Origin of the sequence: Ruegeria sp. ANG10 (genome assembly GCF_040705255.1) — a bacterium.
Lineage (GTDB): Bacteria > Pseudomonadota > Alphaproteobacteria > Rhodobacterales > Rhodobacteraceae > Ruegeria.
The window spans coordinates 123707-145058 of sequence record NZ_JBFCVU010000005.1 but is presented as its reverse complement, the minus strand read 5'-3'; the positions used below and the strand labels follow the sequence as shown (position 1 = coordinate 145058).

23 protein-coding genes and 1 pseudogene are annotated in these 21352 nt (G+C 57.4%); 7 read left to right on the top strand and 17 right to left on the bottom strand.

Annotated features, from left to right (window positions below; genetic code table 11):
• Position 1 precedes the first annotated feature (1 nt).
• From AB1A64_RS12820 to AB1A64_RS12805, 4 genes are all read left to right on the top strand, one after another.
• Positions 2 to 1096 (top strand): ABC transporter permease, encoded by a 1095-nt coding sequence (locus tag AB1A64_RS12820; protein WP_366551763.1) that lies wholly within the window; start codon positions 2 to 4, stop codon positions 1094 to 1096.
• On the top strand, positions 1096 to 2106 hold the full coding sequence (locus AB1A64_RS12815) for an ABC transporter permease (protein WP_366551762.1): 1011 nt from the start codon (positions 1096 to 1098) through the stop codon (positions 2104 to 2106). The genes AB1A64_RS12820 and AB1A64_RS12815 overlap by 1 nt, the downstream gene beginning before the upstream one ends.
• 344 nt (positions 2107 to 2450) lie before the next feature.
• On the top strand, positions 2451 to 3371 hold the full coding sequence (locus AB1A64_RS12810; RefSeq protein ID WP_366551761.1) for a sulfite exporter TauE/SafE family protein: 921 nt from the start codon (positions 2451 to 2453) through the stop codon (positions 3369 to 3371).
• A 2-nt stretch (positions 3372 to 3373) separates the two neighbouring features.
• Positions 3374 to 4141: a TIGR02186 family protein gene (locus tag AB1A64_RS12805; RefSeq protein ID WP_366551760.1), complete on the top strand. Its 768-nt coding sequence runs from the start codon at positions 3374 to 3376 to the stop codon at positions 4139 to 4141.
• A gap of 3 nt (positions 4142 to 4144) precedes the next feature.
• On the opposite strand, the gene AB1A64_RS12800 is transcribed toward AB1A64_RS12805, so the two are convergent.
• From AB1A64_RS12800 to AB1A64_RS12770, 7 genes are all read right to left on the bottom strand, one after another.
• On the bottom strand, positions 4145 to 4873 hold the full coding sequence (locus AB1A64_RS12800) for an SDR family oxidoreductase (protein ID WP_366551759.1): 729 nt from the start codon (positions 4871 to 4873) through the stop codon (positions 4145 to 4147).
• On the bottom strand, positions 4870 to 6402 hold the full coding sequence (locus AB1A64_RS12795; protein WP_366551758.1) for an AAA family ATPase: 1533 nt from the start codon (positions 6400 to 6402) through the stop codon (positions 4870 to 4872). The genes AB1A64_RS12800 and AB1A64_RS12795 overlap by 4 nt, the downstream gene beginning before the upstream one ends.
• Before the next feature lie 60 nt (positions 6403 to 6462).
• On the bottom strand, positions 6463 to 7101 hold the full coding sequence (locus AB1A64_RS12790; RefSeq protein WP_366551757.1) for an acyl-homoserine-lactone synthase: 639 nt from the start codon (positions 7099 to 7101) through the stop codon (positions 6463 to 6465).
• A gap of 84 nt (positions 7102 to 7185) precedes the next feature.
• Entirely contained in the window at positions 7186 to 7905 is a 720-nt protein-coding gene (locus AB1A64_RS12785; protein ID WP_366551756.1) for a LuxR family transcriptional regulator, read from the bottom strand.
• A complete protein-coding gene (locus tag AB1A64_RS12780) occupies positions 7844 to 8062 on the bottom strand; it encodes a hypothetical protein (RefSeq protein WP_366551755.1) in 219 nt (72 codons plus the stop codon). The genes AB1A64_RS12785 and AB1A64_RS12780 overlap by 62 nt, the downstream gene beginning before the upstream one ends.
• A 206-nt stretch (positions 8063 to 8268) precedes the next feature.
• On the bottom strand, positions 8269 to 9555 hold the full coding sequence (gene ccrA / locus AB1A64_RS12775) for a crotonyl-CoA carboxylase/reductase (protein WP_366551754.1): 1287 nt from the start codon (positions 9553 to 9555) through the stop codon (positions 8269 to 8271).
• Positions 9556 to 9665: 110 nt separating this feature from the next.
• Complete coding sequence (locus AB1A64_RS12770; RefSeq protein WP_366551753.1) at positions 9666 to 11054, bottom strand: 1-acyl-sn-glycerol-3-phosphate acyltransferase; 1389 nt, start codon at positions 11052 to 11054, stop codon at positions 9666 to 9668.
• Between the two features lie 135 nt (positions 11055 to 11189).
• On the opposite strand from AB1A64_RS12770, the pseudogene AB1A64_RS12765 reads away from it, so the two are divergent.
• From AB1A64_RS12765 to deoD, 3 genes and pseudogenes are all read left to right on the top strand, one after another.
• Positions 11190 to 13166 (top strand): annotated as a pseudogene (locus tag AB1A64_RS12765) (protein meaA); the annotation flags it as partial.
• A gap of 123 nt (positions 13167 to 13289) precedes the next feature.
• On the top strand, positions 13290 to 13607 hold the full coding sequence (locus AB1A64_RS12760; protein ID WP_366551752.1) for an H-NS histone family protein: 318 nt from the start codon (positions 13290 to 13292) through the stop codon (positions 13605 to 13607).
• Positions 13608 to 13624: 17 nt separating this feature from the next.
• Positions 13625 to 14338, top strand: coding sequence for a purine-nucleoside phosphorylase (gene deoD / locus AB1A64_RS12755; protein ID WP_366551751.1), 714 nt, complete (start codon positions 13625 to 13627; stop codon positions 14336 to 14338).
• Positions 14339 to 14596: 258 nt separating this feature from the next.
• Here the strand turns inward: deoD and AB1A64_RS12750 are convergent, their stop codons facing one another.
• The 10 genes from AB1A64_RS12750 to AB1A64_RS12705 all read right to left on the bottom strand — a co-directional run bounded on the left by AB1A64_RS12750 (position 14597) and on the right by AB1A64_RS12705 (position 21352).
• On the bottom strand, positions 14597 to 14737 hold the full coding sequence (locus tag AB1A64_RS12750; protein WP_170516755.1) for a hypothetical protein: 141 nt from the start codon (positions 14735 to 14737) through the stop codon (positions 14597 to 14599).
• A gap of 155 nt (positions 14738 to 14892) precedes the next feature.
• Entirely contained in the window at positions 14893 to 15141 is a 249-nt protein-coding gene (locus AB1A64_RS12745) for a hypothetical protein (RefSeq protein ID WP_366551750.1), read from the bottom strand.
• A gap of 88 nt (positions 15142 to 15229) precedes the next feature.
• On the bottom strand, positions 15230 to 16009 hold the full coding sequence (locus AB1A64_RS12740) for a succinate dehydrogenase iron-sulfur subunit (protein ID WP_366551749.1): 780 nt from the start codon (positions 16007 to 16009) through the stop codon (positions 15230 to 15232).
• 12 nt (positions 16010 to 16021) lie between these two features.
• On the bottom strand, positions 16022 to 17830 hold the full coding sequence (gene sdhA, locus AB1A64_RS12735; RefSeq protein ID WP_366551748.1) for a succinate dehydrogenase flavoprotein subunit: 1809 nt from the start codon (positions 17828 to 17830) through the stop codon (positions 16022 to 16024).
• Positions 17831 to 17852: 22 nt separating this feature from the next.
• Positions 17853 to 18224, bottom strand: coding sequence for a succinate dehydrogenase, hydrophobic membrane anchor protein (locus AB1A64_RS12730; RefSeq protein ID WP_170350608.1), 372 nt, complete (start codon positions 18222 to 18224; stop codon positions 17853 to 17855).
• A gap of 11 nt (positions 18225 to 18235) precedes the next feature.
• Positions 18236 to 18619 (bottom strand): succinate dehydrogenase, cytochrome b556 subunit, encoded by a 384-nt coding sequence (gene sdhC / locus AB1A64_RS12725; protein WP_366551747.1) that lies wholly within the window; start codon positions 18617 to 18619, stop codon positions 18236 to 18238.
• A gap of 207 nt (positions 18620 to 18826) precedes the next feature.
• Positions 18827 to 19495, bottom strand: coding sequence for a DUF1194 domain-containing protein (locus tag AB1A64_RS12720; RefSeq protein ID WP_366551746.1), 669 nt, complete (start codon positions 19493 to 19495; stop codon positions 18827 to 18829).
• Positions 19496 to 19550: 55 nt separating this feature from the next.
• Entirely contained in the window at positions 19551 to 20579 is a 1029-nt protein-coding gene (locus AB1A64_RS12715) for a MaoC family dehydratase (RefSeq protein WP_366551745.1), read from the bottom strand.
• A complete protein-coding gene (locus tag AB1A64_RS12710; protein ID WP_170350615.1) occupies positions 20579 to 20785 on the bottom strand; it encodes a DUF1737 domain-containing protein in 207 nt (68 codons plus the stop codon). Before AB1A64_RS12710 ends, AB1A64_RS12715 begins: the two co-directional genes overlap by 1 nt.
• Before the next feature lie 12 nt (positions 20786 to 20797).
• A complete protein-coding gene (locus AB1A64_RS12705; protein ID WP_366551744.1) occupies positions 20798 to 21352 on the bottom strand; it encodes an NnrU family protein in 555 nt (184 codons plus the stop codon).

The following is a 21352-nucleotide window of genomic DNA, read 5'->3' as shown; positions in this document are numbered from 1 at the left end:
CATGGATAAAATGCCCAAATGGGCCGATGTCGTTCTGATCCCGCTGATCAGCCTGATACTGGCCGCTATCCTTTCCGCGCTGGTTATTCTAGCCATTGGTGAAAACCCGGTTGAAGCGGTGAATCTGATGGTCACCGGCGCGCTGGGGTCGACCTATGGCTGGGGCTATACGCTCTATTACGCGACCAATTTCATGTTTACCGGGTTGGCGGTGGCCGTGGCGTTCCACGCCCGGCTGTTCAACATCGGCGGCGAAGGACAGGCCATGCTGGGCGGGCTTGGCGTTGCCGTCGTGTGCCTTTACATTGATTGGCCACATTGGAGCATCGCCCTTTTGGCCGCTTGTGCGGCGTCGATGCTGTTCGGGGCGGCATGGGCTGCAATCCCGGCTTATCTGCAAGCCAAACGCGGCAGCCATATCGTGATCACCACGATCATGTTCAACTTTATCGCGGCGGCCTTCCTGAACTATATGCTGGTCAACGTGATGCGCCCACAGGGCTCGCAAGATCCGGCGACGGCGCGATTCCCCGAAGCGGTGCATCTGCCCACTTTCCAGTCGATGTTCTCGACCGCTGAAAACGCGGTGTTCAAAGGTGCACCGGCCAATATCTCGTTCTTTGTCGCAATACTGGCCTGTTTCGTGGTCTGGGCGCTGATCTGGCGGACGCGGCTAGGTTACGAAATCCGTGCCTATGGTCATTCCGAAACCGGTGCTGTCTATGCCGGTATCTCTCCCGTACGCATCACCATCGTTGCCATGCTGATCTCGGGCGCGCTGGCTGGGTTGATGGCCACCAACAACGTGATGGGTGAGGCTGAACGGCTAGTGCTCAACTCGACCGAGGGCGCGGGCTTCATCGGTATCGCCGTGGCGCTGATGGGCCGGTCGCACCCGTTCGGAGTGTTCGTGGCCGCCCTTCTGTTTGGGTTCCTATACCAGGGCGGCGCCGAACTGGCGCTGTGGACCTCGATCCCACGCGAGCTGATCGTGGTTATCCAGGCGCTGGTGATCCTGTTTACCGGGGCACTGGACAACATGGTGCGCATGCCGCTTGAAAAGCTGTTCCTGGGTCTGCGAAAGGGGGCCGAGTGATGGATATTTTCGTAACACTTATTCAGGTTCTAGATTCAACGATCCGCCTGGCAACACCGCTGTTGTTGGCCTGTCTGGCCGGGCTGTATTCGGAACGCGCGGGTATTTTCGACATCGGGCTGGAAGGTAAGATGCTGATGGCGGCCTTCTTTTCGGCCGCAGTTGCCGCAGTAACGGGCTCGGTCTGGCTAGGGTTGCTGGCCGGTATCGCATCCTCGCTGGTTTTATCCGGATTGCACGGGCTGGCCTCGATCACCTTCAGGGGCAATCAGCTGATTTCTGGTGTGGCGATCAATTTCCTTGCATCCGGCCTTACCGTGCTGATCGCGCAAAGCTGGTTCAAACAGGGCGGGCGCACGCCTTCTCTCTTTGGCGGTGGACGGTTCGAATCTGCAGAGTTTCCTTATGCAATCGGCCCTGAAGATGCTGAACTGGCGGGGAAACCGGTTTCTGAACTGATGTCTGACACCAATTCGTTTCACATGGTGTACTCCGAACTACTCTCGGGTCATTCGATACTGGTCTATGTGGCGTTTCTGATGGTGCCACTGACGTGGTGGATTCTGTACCGCACCCGGTTCGGCCTGCGTCTGCGCGCGGTGGGTGAAAACCCGGCTGCAGTAGATACCGCCGGTGTCTCGGTTGTCGGCCTGAGATTTGCAGCCGTTGCCATCTGCGGCGTGCTGTGTGGGATCGCCGGGGCCTATCTGGCCACGGCCCTACAGGCTGGGTTCGTCAAGGAAATGACCGCCGGTCGCGGGTTCATCGCTTTGGCTGCACTGATCTTTGCGAAATGGCGGCCTTGGCATGCGATGTGGGCTTGCCTGCTGTTCGGTCTGTTGCAGGCGATTGCACTGCGGTTCCAGAACATCGACCTGGGCGGGGTGGTTATCCCGGTACAGGCCATGGACGCCCTGCCCTATATCCTGACGGTGGTTATTCTGGCCGGGTTCGTGGGCAAAGCCATCCCGCCGCGCGCGGGTGGCGAACCCTATGTGAAAGAGCGCTGATAAGTCCAGTTTAAGACTCATTTCAGTCCTGTTCGCTGCAGAGCGGCATGCAGAGTTGATTTTGCATGCCGCAACCGCTCTAAGGGGGTATGTGTTTGTTTCCTGTGATAGCCGAGATCGGATTCGTTCCTGTCAGGGTGGCAAACGCACAAAAACGTCTCGGTTCCGGGGTCCGTTTTTCAATTCAGCCAGATCGGCTTGTCGGTCACGCAGCCCGCGCGATCGACAGGTTGGTATTCGCCATACGGCCGCATTGCGCGCGCAGTATTAAAGCCTCATCCCTGTGGTATGAGACGGGCCGGATCACTTTGTGTGACGCGTCTGACCTCATCCGGTAAATACACATGCAGATCTACCTTCCAATCGCCGAAGTCTCCGTCAACGCCTTTTTGCTGCTGGGGCTGGGTGGGATGGTTGGCATCCTGTCGGGCATGTTCGGTGTAGGCGGCGGGTTTCTGATGACGCCGCTGCTGTTCTTCATCGGCATCCCTCCCGCTGTCGCCGTCGCAACCGAAGCCAACCAGATCGTCGCCTCGTCCTTTTCCGGTGTGCTGGCGCACTTCCGACGAAAGACCGTAGATCTAAGGATGGGCACGGTCTTATTGATCGGGGGCTTAATGGGTGCGGCCCTTGGGGTGGTGGTGTTCAACTATCTCAAAAGCCTGGGCCAGGTCGATCTGCTTGTCACGCTATGCTACGTCGTCTTCCTTGGCGTCGTTGGTGGATTGATGTTCATCGAAAGCTTGCGGGCACTGCGCAAGGCCAAAAAGGGCGGCGGCGCACCAGCAAAACGGCGCCAGCGTGGCTGGGTTCATGCGATGCCGTTCAAAATGCGTTTTCGCACTTCGGGCCTGTATATCTCGGTCATTCCCCCAATTCTGGTCGGGCTTTGCGTTGGTGTGCTGGCGGCCATTATGGGTGTTGGCGGTGGCTTTATCATGGTGCCTGCGATGATCTATCTGCTGGGCATGCCCACCAAAGTGGTGGTTGGAACATCGCTGTTTCAGATCATCTTTGTGACCGGTTTTACCACCATGCTGCACGCAACCACGAACTATACGGTTGATGTTGTTCTGGCCGTTCTGCTGCTGGTCGGCGGTGTCGTGGGCGCGCAGATTGGCACGGTGATTGGCGCGAAAATGCCCGCCGAGCAGTTGCGCGTGCTGCTGGCAGCCCTGGTTCTGGTGGTCTGCGGCAAGCTGGCATTGGACCTGCTGATCGAACCGTCCGAGCTGTATTCGCTTGGCAGCAACGGGGGGCACTGATCATGCTGAAACGCCTGATTGCCCTGCTGGTTTTCTGCTGCTCGCCAGCCCTTGCGCAAGAAGAGCAGGTGGTGCTGGGTCTCAGCCAGGACCGGGTCGCCATTACCGCGACATTCGATGGTTCTGAAATCCTGATCTTCGGTGCCGTCAAACGAGAAGCACCGATCCCAGCCGGCCCACCGCTTGAAGTGATCGTGACCGTGGCCGGACCCTCTGGCCCGGTGACAGTCCGACGCAAGGAACGCAAACTGGGCATCTGGGTCAACACTGACAGCGTTCTGGTCGACCTTGCGCCAAGTTTCTACGCCGTCGCCACAAGCGGGCCGCTGGATAATATCCTTTTGGACACCGAGGACTTGCGATACCGGATTTCAATCGAACGCGCCATTCGATCGGTCGGGGCGGCCATGCATATCCGAGGCGCGCAGAATTTTGCAGATGCCGTGGTGCGCATTCGCGAGGATGAGGGGCTATATTCCATCCGCGAAAACACAGTGGCCGTGGATGAGCAAACCCTGTTCCGCACCTCAATTGCAATGCCCGCCGACCTGACCGAGGGTGCCTATGCCGCCCGGATTTTCCTGACTCGCGGCAAAGAGGTGATCTCGGAATTCGAGACAACCATCGACGTGCGCAAAGTGGGGCTGGAGCGGTTTTTGTACAACATGTCCCGACAGCAACCTGTGTGGTACGGGCTGATGTCACTGGTCATTGCGATTGCAGCGGGCTGGGGGGCGTCGACTGCGTTCCGATTGCTGCGCGAGAACTGACCCTTAGCCGCGCCCGATATAAGGCATCGTTGTTGCCATCACGGTCATGAACTGCACATTCGCCTCGGGCGGCAGGGTCGCCATATGCAGCACTGAACGTGCTGCATCTTCAACCGCCATGGTCGGGTCGGGCGTCTGACCGGCCTCAACCGCTGCATCCACCAGCCCCTGTACCATCTGCGTGCGCGCGTTGCCGATGTCGATCTGACCGCAAGCAATTCCGAGGTCCCGTCCGTCCAGCGACAGACTGCGGGTCAGGCCGGTGATGGCATGTTTCGTGGTCGTGTAATGCACCGAGTTCGGACGCGGCACATATGCGGCAATCGAGCCGTTATTGATGATGCGCCCACCCTGCGGCGATTGATGTCGCATGATCCGAAATGCCTCGCGCGCGCATAGGAACATGCCGTTCAGATTGACGTTGACGGTTTGATACCAATCCTCAAGTGCGATCTCGTCGATGGTTCCGCCGGGCGCAAAGATGCCCGCATTGTTGAACAGCACATCCAACCGGCCAGCCTTTTCCTGGAAAGTGTCGAAGGCTGTGTTAACCGCATCCGCACTTGTCACGTCCGCAACCAGCGGAATAGCGTTTGATCGGCCTGTGGCCATCTCGTGCAACGTGTCGGCGCTGCGGGCCAACAAGCCCACCGTCCAGCCTTCGTTCAGAAACAGTTCCGCCGTGGCACGTCCAATGCCCGAGCTTGCGCCGGTTACGATGATGGATGTCATGTCTCTTCAGCCTCCAATGTCAGTGACGCTGCCGGAACCGCGCGCAGGTCGTCCACGCGCAGCGGATGGGTGGGTTTGGCCAGGCGGTTTCGGACCACCCAGATCAACCTCTGTTGTGCTCGGGTAATGGCAACATAGGCCAGCCGTTTCCACAGCGGTTGGCCGGCCTCAGTCCGGCCCATACGGGCGGCAGCGTAAATGTCCGGCGCAAAGACTTGCACCGTGTCCCATTGTGAACCCTGCGCCTTGTGAATGGTCACCGCCGCGCCATGTAGAAAGGTCGCACCCATGCGGGCGGCATATGGGATAAATGGCTCTTCCTCATCCGGTTTTTCGATTTTGACGATTGAGGCCGCACTGACCTGCGGGTCTTCGGCACCCATCACATGCAGGCGTGAGAATCCCGGCTTGCGCCCCGGCCCCAGATAGATGACCTGAGCGCCCTTGATCAGCCCGCGCGCCTCAAGATCCAACCGTTTCTTTCGGTGTTTCAATGGCAGTTCGATACCGTCACAAATCAGAGGTTCACCTTCCAACAGTTCTGCATCCGGCGCGCCATGGACATTCCGGAACGCTTGGATCAACCGAATGCGCGTGGCGTTACGCCAGACCAGAACCGGACTGCGGGCCATCAGATCAACCTCGACCCGCTGACCCCAGACCACACGGTCATCCTGACGCGCGGTTTGTTCTATAAGACGTTCGAAATCCTCGAACCCCATTTGAGGGTCGGCCAGCGCATGGGCCAGATCCAGAATAGGGTTGTCTGCCTCTTGCCGGTGGACCCGGTGCAGGATTTGTTTTCGTGGTTCCGGCAAAGCCTCAAACACCATGCTGCCCGATTGGTTGACGGGGGCGAGCTGCGCAGGGTCACCAAATAGCAGCAGGGTCGGAAAAATCTCTTGCAGGTCCTCGAATTGCCGGTCGTCCAGCATCGAGGCCTCATCGACGAACCCGATGTCCAATGGCTCGTCCCGACGTTTCCAACCGGTGATGAAATCGGACCCGCGCAATCCGGCGGCGGCCAAGGCACCGGGGATCGATTTATTGTTTGCATAAAACGCCGCTGCTCGGTCCAACGCCTCGTCCGTCAGACCTTCGATCTCAGGGCGTTCGTCATTGCCGGCCAGCCATTCGGCGATGCGTTCATATTCCGGGTCATAGACGGGGGTATAGAGAATGCGGTGAATGGTCGTTGCAGGCACCCCGCGCAGACGCAACACGCTGGCGGCCTTGTTGGTGGGGGCCAGTATCGCAAGGCTTCGTTTATCCCGCGCCTTACGGCTTTCGAAATCACCCGACACGATCTGAACGCCAGTGTCGGCCAAGGCCTTGTACAGCTCGGCCAGCAACAGGGTCTTGCCTGAACCGGCTTTGCCGATCACCGCCATCACACCGGATTTGCCATTGCCCGGTAATTTCAGCAGGGCGTCGTCATCCAGGTCAACACCGGCTGATCGCAGCATTTCTGAGATGCTGTCATAGGCGGCGGCCTGGTCGTCAGAGAAGGTCACGGGGGGCAAAGACATGGCGCGACCCTACAGGGCCGCGCCAGCTATCACCAGAGAGGGATTGGGCTTTTCACCCGGTCAGGCCGACAGTGAAAAGCGGTGTTGCCGTCCGATCCCGAATGCCGTCTTGAACCACAGCCGAGACAGCTCTCGCGGGATGCCCGCGCGTTCTGCCACGCGGTTGCAATCATCGGCTGAATAGGGCCACAGCCCAACCGAAATCTGATCACGCCCATGTCCTTCAGTCCCCAGAACCATCGGGGAAGATCCGATCAGGCGGTAAATCCGAATCATGCGGGCATCGAAGACCCCAGCGATATGGGTCAGGCCGAACCCTTCCATCATCTCGCCCCCGCTCAGCATGATGGCGCCTGCCGTGTGCGGGCTGGCCGTGCGCGACAGGCAGAACCTTGTGACCTCCCAAATCAGCGGGCTGCAGACTGGTTGGTCGCCGGTCAGATGACCAAACACCTCGTTCACCATGACCGGGCCGGTGGTCGGCAACACGCGCATCGAGCCACCATGACTGCCGTCTTCTTCTTCCCAGATGACATAGAGCGGATTCAGATCGTCATACCGATCCCGCTCTTCCCCTTTTTCGTTGACGTGTACATCCCAACCCAACCGGGTTTTGAACTGATCCGCGCGATCCCGGAACATCCCTTCGGCCAGATCCGGAAACTTGTGCAGCTCATCCGCATACAAATAGCGCAACATGACTTTTTTCCCCTTGTCGTCCTGTGCAGGAACGAAGGGGGTACAAAGTCATAGTTAATTTCCCGTTCTGAGGGCGCGCGCCTCTTAAACCACTATTAATCCTCGGCTGAGCGCTGTGGCGATGGCGTGAGTGGTGTTCTGCGCCCCAAGCTTGGCCCGGGCGCCTTCGATATAGACCCGTAGCGTATGCTCAGAGATAGACAGCGAATGGGCTACCTGTGCCCTGCTGTAACCCAGCGCCAGCAAGGTCATCGCGTCGACTTCGCGTGGCGACAGACTGCGGGCAGAGTCGGGCTGTCGATCAACTTCGAATTCCAGCGCTTTGCGGTTGAAATAATGCGCAATCAGGATCAGCTCTCGACCATGACGCTCGATGAAACGCTGCCAGGTTTCATCATCACAGGTATGGTTAACCGTAAACAAGGCGAATTGCCCGTTCGGCCCCCGGATCGGGATAGAATAGCCTTGATTGCCGACACCGTGGATTTGTGCGTCTTGCAGAAAGGCCTTGGCCACTTTGCTGGACCAATCCAGCGTTTTCCAATCGACCGGGTGGAACCGCTGAAAGCACCCCAAAATGACCGGGTCTATGCGGTGATAGCTCTTTTCTAGATATCGTTCGGCCCAGGCATCGGGATAGGTCGTGTAGCCGTACTGATCCCCGGCACCATCGACCCAGTGATAAATAAGGTGTTCGACTTTCAGCCTGTCACGCAATCGGATGGCGACGTCACTTAATTCATCAAGCGTGCTGGTGTTTTCCAAGTCCTCCAGGACTTGGCTCATATCGAGTATTTTTCCCATCCGACGGCGTCCGTACCTCAGCCTTCATGGACGCGATCTCGGCCGCGGCGATCAGCTTGGTGTCGTCCAGCTGTTCGGCCAGCGCGATCAAACCATTCTCAACGGCGAAGGCGTTGAGGTCCGACAACACGTCCAGTATCCACTCATTCTGCGCCATCAGGGTCTCTCCGAAACGGTTAACGAAGGGTTAACACAACCATAACATGTGCAGTATTTTTTTGCCTATTCGCTGCTTTCTACTCCCCCAAAACAGTGGGGTTAATATCTATAACCCCTTAAAATGAATAAGCTTATCCTTGAAAAAGTGACGCCCGCGAACCGTTAACACGATTCGCGGGTACCATTACCTGATTTTGGTGCGGCTCAACCGCGAGCGTCCAAAACCTCTTCCAGAGTGCGCATTCCGGTCTGCGGAGCTTGAACCAGAACCGACATGTTGCCCGGCTTATGCTCGTTGCGCATCATCTTCATGTGCGCTTCGGGCAGCTCTTTCCACGAGAACACCTCGGACATGCAAGGATCCAGGCGACGCTCGACCATCAGCTGGTTCGCAGCAGCCGCTTGTTTCAGATGCGCAAAGTGCGAACCCTGCAGACGCTTCTGGTGCATCCACATATAGCGCACGTCGAAGGTCAGGTTATAACCGGTGGTACCAGCGCAGATCACAACCATGCCACCCTTTTTCACCACAAAGGTCGAGACCGGGAAGGTGCTTTCGCCGGGGTGTTCAAACACCATGTCGACATTGTTGCCTTTGCCGGTGATGTCCCAGATGGCCTTGCCGAACTTGCGTGCTTCTTTGAACCAATCGGCATATTCCGGTGTGTTCACTGTGGGCAGTTGACCCCAGCAGTTAAAGTCTTTGCGGTTCAGAACGCCCTTGGCACCCAAACCCATTACAAAGTCACGCTTGCTTTCGTCCGAGATCACACCAATTGCGTTCGCACCCGCAGTGTTGATCAGCTGGATCGCATAAGAACCCAGGCCACCCGACGCGCCCCAGACCAGAACGTTCTGGCCCGGCTTCAGATCGTGTGGCTCGTGACCGAACAGCATCCGGTATGCGGTGGCCAGTGTCAGCGTGTAGCAGGCGCTTTCTTCCCAAGTCAGGTGCTTGGGGCGCGGCATCAGCTGCTGTGCCTGAACATTAGTGAACTGAGCGAACGACCCATCCGGCGTCTCATATCCCCAGATCCGCTGGCTGTCCGAATACATCGGATCGCCGCCGTTACAGGCTTCGTCGTCACCGTCATCCTGGTTGCAGTGGATCACGACTTCGTCGCCCACTTTCCAACGCTTGACCTTGTCGCCTACGGCCCAAACGATGCCCGATGCATCCGAACCGGCGATGTGGAACGGCTGTCCGTGACCATCAAACGGGCTGATCGGTTTACCCAGCGACGCCCATACGCCGTTGTAGTTCACGCCTGCCGCCATCACCAGGACCAGAACCTCGTGGCTGTCCAGCTTGGGGACATCGACCACTTCCAACTGCATGGCCGTGTCCGGCTCGCCATGGCGTTCCTTGCGGATCGCCCATGCATACATTTGTTTCGGGACGTACCCCATCGGAGGGATTTCACCCATCTCATAGAGGTCTTTTTCCGGTGCCTCGTACGACGCGATGCCGCTATCGGTGTCCAGAGCCATGTTGGCCTCCTTTTCTATAATCCTTGCCGCAACGCAGAATCGGCGGCTTTACCCGATGAGTATTTTCCATCGAGCAATATTGCAACCCATTTTGAGTTCATTTTGTAATTTTATGACCCAGCGGGTGCAGAAATTTCTTTTGCAGTCGCAGAAATCACTTGCCCTGCATCCAGTGGCGCCGAGGCAGCATAGTAGTTCAACAGGTCAACCCTTTGACCTGACGACGATAAATTCCCGCCCTCGCGATTCAGAATGCGGCGATCCACCAATTGCTGGATACTAGCCTCGATTGCACTTCGCTCCAATGGTGTAGAGCTTCCGTTGCGTCGCAACAGCTGGTCTATCAGCGCCACCGCGTCTGTTTCGGCGATTTCGCCCTTTTCACGCACCAACCAGCACGCAGCAGGCCCCGGAACCAGCGGAATCGCTTTGCCAATGCCTGCCATCAGGTCCCGCGCCAGATCGGTCATCAGGTTGGCGTCGTGGTCCGCCCGGAACGCCCGCAACGAAACTGGCTGTCCGTACCGCACCGAGGCCACGCCGAATCGCTGATAGCGACCTACCAGCCGTCGGCCGACCTGTTTGAAAATCCACCAGGCGATGACCCCGATCCTGGCCCGAAACCTGCGTTCAGTTCCCAGCGCCGCTTTGGTTAGGATTGTATCCTCTAGCACGCGGTCATAATTCAGAGCGACCGGTACAAATACAACATCCCTCCCGTCGGGGGTGGTGGCATCAATGATGTATTTGAGCAGCCCCAGCTTTGGTCGCCCCAGCGCCCCGGTCAGGCTAAGACCGCCCTCGGGGAACATGGCCTGTGTCACGCCCGCCTCGGTCGCGTGGCGCACATAGCAGGCCAGCACCTGACGATACAACTCACTGCCTGATTTTCGCCGGATAAAGTAAGCGCCCATCGCACGGATCAAACGGCTAAGCGGCCAAACGCGCGCCCATTCGCCCACGGCATAGGACAGCGCCGATTGTTGCGCCGCCAGATAGGTCACCAGCACGTAATCCATATTGCTGCGGTGGTTCATGACGAAAACAACCGTGGCTTCCGGGTCAATATTTCCCAGGGCCTTCTCATCCACATAGCTAAGCCGCACGTTATAAAACGCGTTGCTCAGCATGCGCGTCAAACGGATGGCGATGCTGAAATAGGCCACCGCGGAAAAGGACGGAACAATCTCGCGCGCATATCGACGGGCGGTTTCAAAGGCCACGGCCTCGGGAACACGTTCTTCACGCGCGAAATTCTGAACCGCCTGCCCGACCTGAGGGTCATAAATCAGACGCTGAATCATATCGTGCCGATGCGCCAGCTTGAACGGTTGGATCGGCCGCTGCAGGCGTGTGTTCAAACGCTTGACCGCGCGTTCCAGTCGACGGCGAAAAAACCAGCGCACCGAAGGAAACAGAAAATGTGAGGCCAGAGTGACCGCGGCAAACACCACGATCAGCAAAAACAGCCAAAGCGGAAGTTCCACGGTCTGAGTCATTCTCGCACCCTGCCACCAAACCGGGCCACCTACAATCTGAAGAACCTGAAATGCCGCGACGCAGCGAATTGACATATCCCAAAAATTGCGCTTTAGAGGCCAGTGACGTAATTTTCTTGCCCACCCGCAACACGAGGCCCAGCTATGACGCAGACGCAGAAAGATCGCCCCTGGCTCATCCGAACCTATGCCGGTCATTCCACCGCCAAGGCCTCAAACGCGCTGTATCGCGGGAATTTGGCGAAGGGACAGACCGGGCTTTCCGTGGCTTTCGACCTGCCGACACAGACCGGTTACGACAGCGATCACACTTTGGCGCGCGGCGAGGTCGGCAAGGTTGGCGTTCCGATCAGCCATCTGGGCGACATGCGGGTTTTGTTCGATCAGATTCCTCTGGAACAGATGAACACCTCGATGACGATCAACGCCACCGCCCCTTGGTTGCTGGCGCTTTATATCGCTGTGGCCGAGGAACAGGGCGCGGACGTGTCCAAGCTGCAAGGCACCGTGCAGAACGACCTGATCAAGGAATACCTGAGCCGCGGCACCTATGTCTGCCCGCCAAAACCGTCGCTGAAGATGATCGCGGACGTGGCCGAGTATTGCTATACCAACGTGCCAAAATGGAACCCGATGAATGTGTGTTCCTATCACTTGCAAGAGGCCGGCGCGACACCCGAACAAGAGCTGGCCTATGCACTGGCCACGGCCATCGCCGTACTGGATGAGCTGCGCCCCCGCGTCCCAGCCGAGGATTTCCCGGCGCTTTGCGGTCGCATTTCGTTCTTTGTGAACGCGGGCATCCGCTTTGTCACCGAAATGTGCAAGATGCGGGCTTTCGTGGATCTTTGGGACGAAATTCTGCAACAGCGCTATGGTGTCGAGAATTCAAAATACCGTCGATTCCGCTATGGCGTTCAGGTGAACTCGCTGGGCCTGACCGAGCAGCAGCCCGAAAACAACGTCTATCGCATCCTGATCGAAATGCTGGCTGTGACCCTGTCGAAAAAGGCCCGGGCCCGCGCTGTGCAACTGCCCGCATGGAACGAGGCGTTGGGCTTGCCACGCCCGTGGGATCAGCAATGGTCGATGCGGATGCAGCAAATCCTGGCCTATGAAACCGACTTGCTGGAATATGGTGACCTGTTTGACGGCAACCCCGCCGTGGACGCCAAGGTTGAAGAGCTGAAAGCAGGCGCGCGGGCCGAGTTGGGCAACCTCGAATCCATGGGCGGCGCGGTGGCGTCGATCGAATACATGAAATCCCGTCTGGTCGATTCCAACGCCGAACGTCTGAACCGGATCGAACGGAATGAAACCGTTGTGGTCGGTGTGAACAAGTGGACACAGGGAGAACCCTCACCGCTGGAGACCGAAGACGGCGGTATCATGGTCGTCGACCCGGCCGTCGAACAAGAACAGATCAACCGCCTGAATGAATGGCGCGCAGATCGTGACGACGCAGCCGTCACGGCGGCTTTGGCCGCACTACGCGAGGCGGCGCGATCCGGCACCAACGTGATGGAGCCGTCAATCGCCGCCGCCAAGGCAGGTGTCACCACCGGCGAGTGGGCCGAGGAAATGCGCAAGGTCTACGGCACCTACCGTGGCCCAACCGGGGTGTCCGGCTCGGTGTCGAACAAGACCGAAGGGCTGGAGGATCTGCGCGCTGCTGTTGATGCGGTCAGTGACAAACTGGGGCGCCGCCTAAAATTCCTGATAGGCAAGCCGGGATTGGACGGCCATTCAAACGGAGCCGAGCAAATCGCCTTCCGCGCGCGCGATTGCGGCATCGACATCAGCTATGAAGGCATCCGCCTGACGCCCGAGGAAATCGTCACCGCAGCCATTGAGGACAAGGCCCATGTCATCGGTCTGTCGATTCTGTCCGGCAGCCACATCCCATTGGTGCAGGATGTCATGACCCGCCTGCGTGAATCCGGGCTGGACGATGTCCCCGTCGTGGTCGGCGGGATCATTCCCGATGATGATGCAGCGAAACTCAAGGCAATGGGCGTTGCCAAAATCTATACGCCAAAGAACTTTGAGTTGAATGTGATCATGGGCGATATCGTAACTCTGGTCGATCCGCAAAATATCGCGGCTGAATAATTCAGCCCTTTTTGGGAAACCTCTGTTTCTATTCCCCTTCACGAGGGGATAGATAAATTCCGGATTTGGAATTACGGTGGGCTATTGCGTCCACGTATGACGAATTGCGGAATGGAGAAAAAAATGGCGATCAGCCTAGACAAAATGTCGCGAAAAGAACTGCTTGAATTGCGCGATCATGTGGAAATCGCGCTTAAAAATGCGGAAAAGCGTGATCGCAAAGAGGCTTTGAAAGCGGCCGAAAAAGCCGCCGCTGAGTTCGGATTTTCACTTTCAGACCTATCTGGCAATGGCTCAAAGCTACCTAAAATCCCGAAAGCCAACGCAAAATACAAAAATCCATCCAACCCTGAACAAACCTGGTCGGGCCGTGGCCGTAAACCGCAATGGGTTCATGACGCTTTAAAAGCCGGGGCAGATATTTCGGATTTGGAAATCTGACAGGAATTGAGTGAAAAATGACAATTCATATTGGCGCGGAAAAAGGTGAAATTGCTGAAACAGTTTTTATGCCCGGTGATCCCTATCGGGCGAAATGGGCGGCAGAGACCTTTTTGCAGGATGCCAGGTTGGTCAATAATGTGCGGGGCATGCTGGGTTTCACCGGAACCTGGAAAGGAAACCCGGTTTCAATTCAGGGCAGCGGCATGGGCATGCCGTCTTTGTCCATTTATGCCAATGAACTGATCCGCGATTATGGTGCCAAAACCCTGATCCGCATCGGATCGTGCGGCGGGATGCAGGACAGCGTCAATATCCGCGATGTGATATTGGCGATGACGTCGACCACCCTCAGCACGCCATCACGCGGCATTCTGAAAGAACTGAACTTTGCCCCCTGCGCCGACTGGGGTTTGCTACAGGCGGCGGCTCAGGCGGCGGCTGCGAAAGGAACGCCTACGCATATCGGCGGGATTTATTCGTCGGACGTGTTTTATGACGAACGACCTGATCTGAACGAACAGATGGTGCGGCACGGCATTCTGGGGGTCGAAATGGAGGCCGCCGAATTGTATATCCTCGCCGCGCGTCACAATTGCCGCGCGCTGGCGGTTCTGACCGTGTCCGATCACCTGCTGACGGGTGAGGCTCTGCCGTCGTCCGAACGCGAAAGCAGCTTTGGGGATATGGTGGAAATCGCGCTGCAAGCAGCGTTTCCAGACGCGGCATAGCCACAGACAGGGCGAAAGATCGCCCTGCTGTCCTATTTCCCTTTCAGGCAACTGGTCGGTGTATCCGCGCCTTCATGCTGTGCCCCGCAGTAGGCGCAAACCCAGACGCCTTCCTTGCGGTGCTGCCGCCATCGGCAATCGCGCGTCAACGACGACGTCCGTGATCGCCAGATAAAATAGGCGAAAACTCCGGCCGCCAATGCTAACAACAGAATGGGCATGTCTATGCATTGCCCAATCCAAGGATAAATTCAAGCGTCAAGCGGCGTTTGCGTATTCGAACAATTCAGGCTCATGAACCTCAGCCACCGGCGCAGGTTCCGGCGTGTAATAAGCCCAAGCCTGTTCCAACAGTTCCAGAGCTTCGGCAGCGTTCGTTTTAGAGTTTTGGTCTTGCATCGGAGCGATCCCGTTTCGGTTATTTCACTCCTCCCCTGTCGAGAGGTTAAACAGTCCAACAACTGATTTCATCATATCTTTTTTGCAATCTCGGTATGAAAAAACTGCACATAAGGCTGACACTTGCATCTGCCAGCCTTACTCTTTTTTACCAATTACGCGGTCATGCAAGAATTCGCCTTAGCGGCTTGTTCTTCGCTGACGCCATTACCGGGAACGAACACCTCAGTCTGTTTTCCATCCTGAAGAGTGTATTGAGTGGTAAAGGAACCCTCAATTCCCGCCTGTTTTGCGCAGTCTACCTGTTTAAAAGCAAGCTCCGCCCGGTCGCTGCCCGATCCACCACACGCTGAAAGGACGGTGATCGCAGAAATAGACAGGGCCTTTAGTAGTGTTTGGGTCATTGATGTACTCCGATATTTCAATACCCGCATAACACGAAAAAACCCGGAATGTTTCCATCCCGGGTTTTGTCTTTTTTTGTAACTGTGATCAAACGGACCGGTCGACCATCATCTTCTTAATCTCAGCAATTGCCTTGGCCGGGTTCAGGCCCTTGGGGCAGGTCTTGGCGCAGTTCATGATTGTATGGCAGCGATACAGCTTGAAGGGATCTTCCAGCTCGTCCAGACGCTCACCCGTGGCTTCATCGCGGCTGTCGATGATCCAACGATAGGCATGCAGCAACGCGGCGGGCCCAAGGTAACGATCGCCGTTCCACCAGTAACTCGGGCACGAAGTCGAACAGCTGGCGCACATCACACATTCATACAAACCATCCAGCTTTTTGCGGTCTTCGATCGACTGCTTCCACTCTTTCGCGGGGCGGTTGGTCTTGGTTTCCAACCACGGCATGATCGAAGCATGCTGGGCATAGAAATGTGTCAGATCGGGGATCAAGTCCTTGACCACCGGCATATGCGGCAGCGGATAGATTTTCACGTCACCCTTGACCTCATCCATACCGTAGATACAGGCCAGCGTGTTGATCCCGTCGATATTCATCGCGCAGGAACCGCAAATGCCTTCGCGGCACGACCGGCGGAAGGTCAGGGTCGGGTCAATCTCATTTTTGATCTTGATCAGCGCATCCAGAATCATCGGCCCGCAGCTGTCCATATCGACGAAATAAGTGTCGAGCTGAGGGTTTTTGCCATCATCCGGGTTCCAGCGATAGATCTGGAACTTACGCACATTGGTTGCGCCTTCAGGTTTGGGCCAGGTTTTGCCCGTCGTGATGCGCGAATTCTTGGGGAGGGTTAGTTGTACCATAAGTTCCTCTCCTTAGAACGTCCGCGCCTTGGGCGCGATTTTCTTGAGGCTGATGCCACCTTCTTCTTCGGTGGTCAGCGGATCGGCAATAACCGGGCGATAGCTGAGGTCAACCTTGGTGCCCTCGACGCGCGATACAGTGTGGACCCGCCAGTTTTCGTCGTCACGCTCGGTGAAGTCTTCGTGCGCGTGGGCGCCGCGGGATTCCTTACGCGCTTCGGCACCAACAATGGTGGCTAGCGCGCTTGGCATCAGGTTGGTCAGCTCCAGCGATTCCATCAGGTCACTGTTCCAGACCAGCGAGCGGTCGCTAACTTTCAGATCGTCCATCTTAGCGGCGATTGCTGTCATCTTCTCGACGCCTTCAGCCATGGTCTTGGCGGTCCGGAACACGGCGGCATCTTCCTGCATGGTCCGCTGCATCTCAAGCCGCAGATCTGCGGTTGCGATCGCACCGCTCGCGTTGCGCACGGCATCAAACCGGTCAAAGGCCTTATCAACCGACGCTTGGTTCAGCACCGGGTTCGAGGCCTTGGCGTCAACAACTTCACCCGCACGGATCGCTGCCGCACGACCAAACACCACAAGGTCGATCAGCGAGTTCGAACCCAGACGGTTCGCTCCATGGACCGAGGCACAACCTGCTTCACCCACGGCCATCAGGCCCGGCACAACAGCGGTTGGGTTGTCTGCAGTTGGGTTCAGAACCTCACCCCAATAGTTGGTCGGAATGCCGCCCATATTATAGTGCACGGTCGGCAGAACCGGGATCGGTTCCTTGGTCACGTCCACACCGGCAAACACACGCGCCGATTCCGAGATGCCCGGCAGTCGTTCGGCCAGCGCTTCGGCAGGTAGGTGGCTGAGGTTCAGGTGAATGTGATCGCCACCATCACCATGGCCACGGCCTTCGCGGATTTCCATAGTCATCGAGCGCGAGACGTAGTCACGTGGCGCAAGGTCCTTGTATTGAGGCGCATAACGCTCCATGAACCGTTCACCTTCCGAGTTGGTCAGGTAACCACCCTCGCCCCGTGCGCCTTCGGTGATCAGGCAGCCCGAACCGTAGATGCCGGTCGGGTGGAACTGAACGAACTCCATATCCTGCAGCGCCAAACCCGCACGAGCCACCATGCCGCCACCGTCACCGGTGCAGGTATGGGCCGACGTGGCGCTGAAATAGGCGCGGCCATAGCCGCCGGTCGCCAGCACCACCATCTTGGCGTTGAAGACGTGCATCGTCCCGTCGTCCAGCTTCCAGCAGACGACACCCTGACATTGCCCGTCCTCGGACATGATCAGGTCGATGGCGAAATATTCGATGTAGAACTCGGCGTTGTTCTTCAGTGACTGACCATACAGCGTGTGAAGGATCGCGTGGCCAGTCCGGTCGGCGGCAGCACAGGTACGCTGCACCGCAGGGCCTTCGCCGAACTCGGTAGTGTGACCACCGAACGGGCGCTGATAGATCTTGCCTTCCTCGGTCCGGCTGAAGGGCACGCCGTAATGCTCCAGCTCATACACCGCTTTGGGTGCTTCACGGGCCAGATATTCCATCGCGTCGGTGTCACCCAACCAGTCCGAACCCTTGACGGTATCGTACATGTGCCACTGCCAGTGGTCCGGTCCCATGTTAGACAGAGATGCCGCGATGCCGCCCTGCGCCGCAACCGTGTGCGAGCGTGTCGGGAACACTTTGGTGACGCATGCAGTGCGTAGGCCCTGTTCGGCCATGCCCAGCGTCGCCCGCAGACCTGCACCACCTGCGCCTACGACAACGACGTCGTATTCGTGGGTTTCATATTCATATGCTGCTGTCATTGTTCTTGTTCCTTACCGCGCATCACAGGGCGAGCTTGACCAGAGCGAACAGCCCGGCCGCGATCAGCGTGTAGCCCAGGGCCCACATTGCAACGAGCGAGACTTTCTCGAGAACACCATGGACATAATCTTCGATGGTTTCCTGCGCCTCATACATCAGCTGTTGCATGCCCACGACCAAAGTCAGAGCGGTCACAATTGCCGGGAATGGGCGGCTGAAATAGGCGACGACCTCTTCGTATGTGCCGCCGATACCGGCCCCGAAGGTGAAGATGAAGATCGGAACCAGCACGGTCAGGATCATCGCCCGGACCATGGTGCGCCAATGTGTTTGTGTGCCGGATTTCCCTGCGCCCAGACCCTGCGCGCGTTTACGGTCAGTCAGATATCGCATGTGCCGCCCCCTTAAACCGCAATCACAGTGATAATGGTCAGGATGGTCGCACCGACGAACATGCCCAGACCCAGTTTCTCAGAGACCTCAACATCAAGGCAGTAGCCGAAATCCCAAAAGACGTGACGCAGACGACCCAGCGTGTGATACCAAAGACCCCATGTCGCGGCGGTGAGGACAATATCTCCGAACCAGCTGCGCAGAAATCCGTCGATCCCGGCAAACGCGGCCTCCGAGCTGGAAGCGGCCAACAGCCACCAGACAACAAGAATTGCAACGGCGAATACCCCAAGCCCGGTTAGTCGAACCATGATCGACGACAGGGACGTCATCTGGGGGCGATAGATCATAATATGTGGCGAGAGCGGGCGGTTGCCCCGATTGACATCGGCCATGTCGGCTCCTCTTTCGTTGGCTACCGGTCGTTTTACCGGATTTTGCCCTTCTGTCACGTGCTGCATGCGCAAAAATGGGTAAAATAGGTTCAAAATTGCAGAATTCATCAATTTGTGATCACGCAAAATAATACTGTGATCACGAAAACCCTTCCAAGCCTTGAATGTTAGCGTTTTCAGGGAACAAGCATTGTGATCACGAATCTGCTACTGCCGCTCCAAAGCCGCTGATTGCTGTGTAACTTCGCGCAACAGCTTCTTTCGAATCCGCTCGGGATAATCGGCAAACCCCGCTGCCGACACCACAAAAGCACCCTCGCCGACAATGACATTTTCAAAGAAATAGGCGGTCAGATCCGGTTCGCTTTCCTCGATCGCAATTGCGTTTACCGTCACCCCGCGCGTGCGCAGCGCCCTGTGCGTCTCGGTTGGTTCGACACCCTCGTTCGACACCCCATCGCCCGAAATGTCTATCAGATGCCGTTTGCAATCCGCCACCGCATCGAAGCTGGACATGGTCATCTCAAGCGCTTCACCGATTGCGGTTGAAAAGTTGCGCCAGACTCTGGCGTCATCGGCAACTTGATCGGCAAACCGTTCAAGCGTCTCAAAGCTATCGATCCGGGTCCACGGGATCGTCACCTTTTGACGCGAGGACCCGGTCCACTGCACCAGCATCAACTGCGCCTGCCCCCGCACCAGCGCCTCGGACACCAGGGGGTCACGCAGCCCGGCGGCCAGCCCATCCATCTGAATCCGGTATTCCGTCGTATCGACCGACCCGGATACGTCTACTGCCAACGCCAACGCCAGATCGCACGCTACAGCGGGGGGCGTCAGAAACAGGCAAGCGGCAAGTGATCGAAGCAGGACCATGATCGCAGCCTAGCATGATTGGCGCAGGCTGCGATCAAATGAATGTGGGGCGTGCTCAGATTGGCATCAGCGTCCAGTAATCAAGGTCCAACAAGACGTTCGGTTGATACCGACCGTCTTCGTTTTTCAACGCAAACGGCTCGCCACCCTTTGTCGCAACCAGCCGCAGACGGATGGCGCCCACGCCGGGAACACCCGTTTCGGCCTTGTCCAGAACCTCGGACCAGGCCTTGATTGTATCGCCTGCGAAGCAGGGGTTGGCATGGGCACCGCCGTTCAGACCGACAATCATCTGCGCATTGGCCAGGCCGTTGAACGACAATGTCCGCGCCATCGAAATCACGTGGCCACCATAAATCAAACGACCATCGGGCCGGAAGGTCAGGTCGAAATGCACCTTGGCTGTGTTTTGCCACAGCCGGGTGGCCAACATATGCTCGGCCTCTTCCACCGTCACGCCATCGACATGATCAATGGTTTCGCCGATCTCATAATCGCCCCAACGATGCGCCTCGCCCGATTGGGCAAAATCGTAATTCGAGAAATCCAGCCCCGCGGGCACTACCAGATCTTTTGGCTCAAGTACCTTTTTCAGATTCGGCACAACGGCTTCGGGCGCAGGCGCGTCAAGGTTCGATTTGCGCACCATCACCCAGCGGACATATTCGATGACAACCTCATCGCGCTGATTCAGGCCACGCGTGCGCACCCAGACCACGCCAGTCTTGCCGTTCGAATTCTGCTTGACCCCGATCACCTCGGATTCAGAGCGCAACGTATCGCCGGGATAGACCGGCAACAGCCAACGCCCCTCGGCATAGCCCAGATTGGCCACCGCGTTCAGCGAAATATCTGGCACGGTCTTGCCAAACACCACGTGGAAAGCAGCCAGATCGTCAATCGGGCTTTGCCGTAAGCCGCAGTTCCGGGCAAATTCATCCGACGAATAAAGCGCGTGCCGCGCCGGGTAGAGCGCATGATACAGCGCCCGCTCTCCGTCGGTTACGGTACGCGGCACGGCGTGATGCAGCACCTGACCAACAGAGTAGTCCTCGAAAAAACGGCCCGGATTTGTCTTTGCCATTATTGCTGTCCCAGTTTCATATCGGATGAATAGTCGGCCTCGACCTCTTTGGTCACGGCCTGCGCACACCGCATCATGCGGCTGTTTTCGTCATAGGCGTAGGACGGGTCGCCATACAGCTCCCACCCTTTTGCCAAGGCGTCTGACACTTTGTGGCAGAAGGCGGATGTGTCTTCCTCGGTCAGCAGGCGATAGAGTTTTGCCATGATGTCATTTCCTTAAGAGGGGAACGGAGACGGACCAACCAGCCCGTGGATATAGCCGATCACACCCAGCAACACGATCGAGGCAACAAAGAACATCGCGTCCTTGCCATAGGTTCCGGGTTCGCTGGGCGTCCAATCGGGCTCGGACTTGTTGATCACAATGACCTCGACAATAGCCCAGGCCAACAGCCCGCCGAACAAAATGATAGAGGCCAAATCGCCGTTAACCAGCAAATGCGCAAAGGCCCACAGCTTGAACCCGCCCAGCATCGGATGGCGAAGCTTGTTCAACAGGCGACCCTTGGAGCCTGCGGGGCTCATCATATAAATCGCGACCAACACCAGTAGGTTGTTTATGTGGATCATGAAGGTCGGTGGCGCCCAGACGAAAACGGTATCGGTCATGCGATAGCCGAAGATCATCAGCAGGATTGCCACGACCAGCGCCAGCGCAACCGCGCCTTTGCCCGCGTTGCCCATCGCCACGCGCTGCGCCGGCATGACGCGTTGAAATAGATGAGCGGCCCACCACAGCGCCACCCCAAGGATCAGAAGAACAAAGCCCAT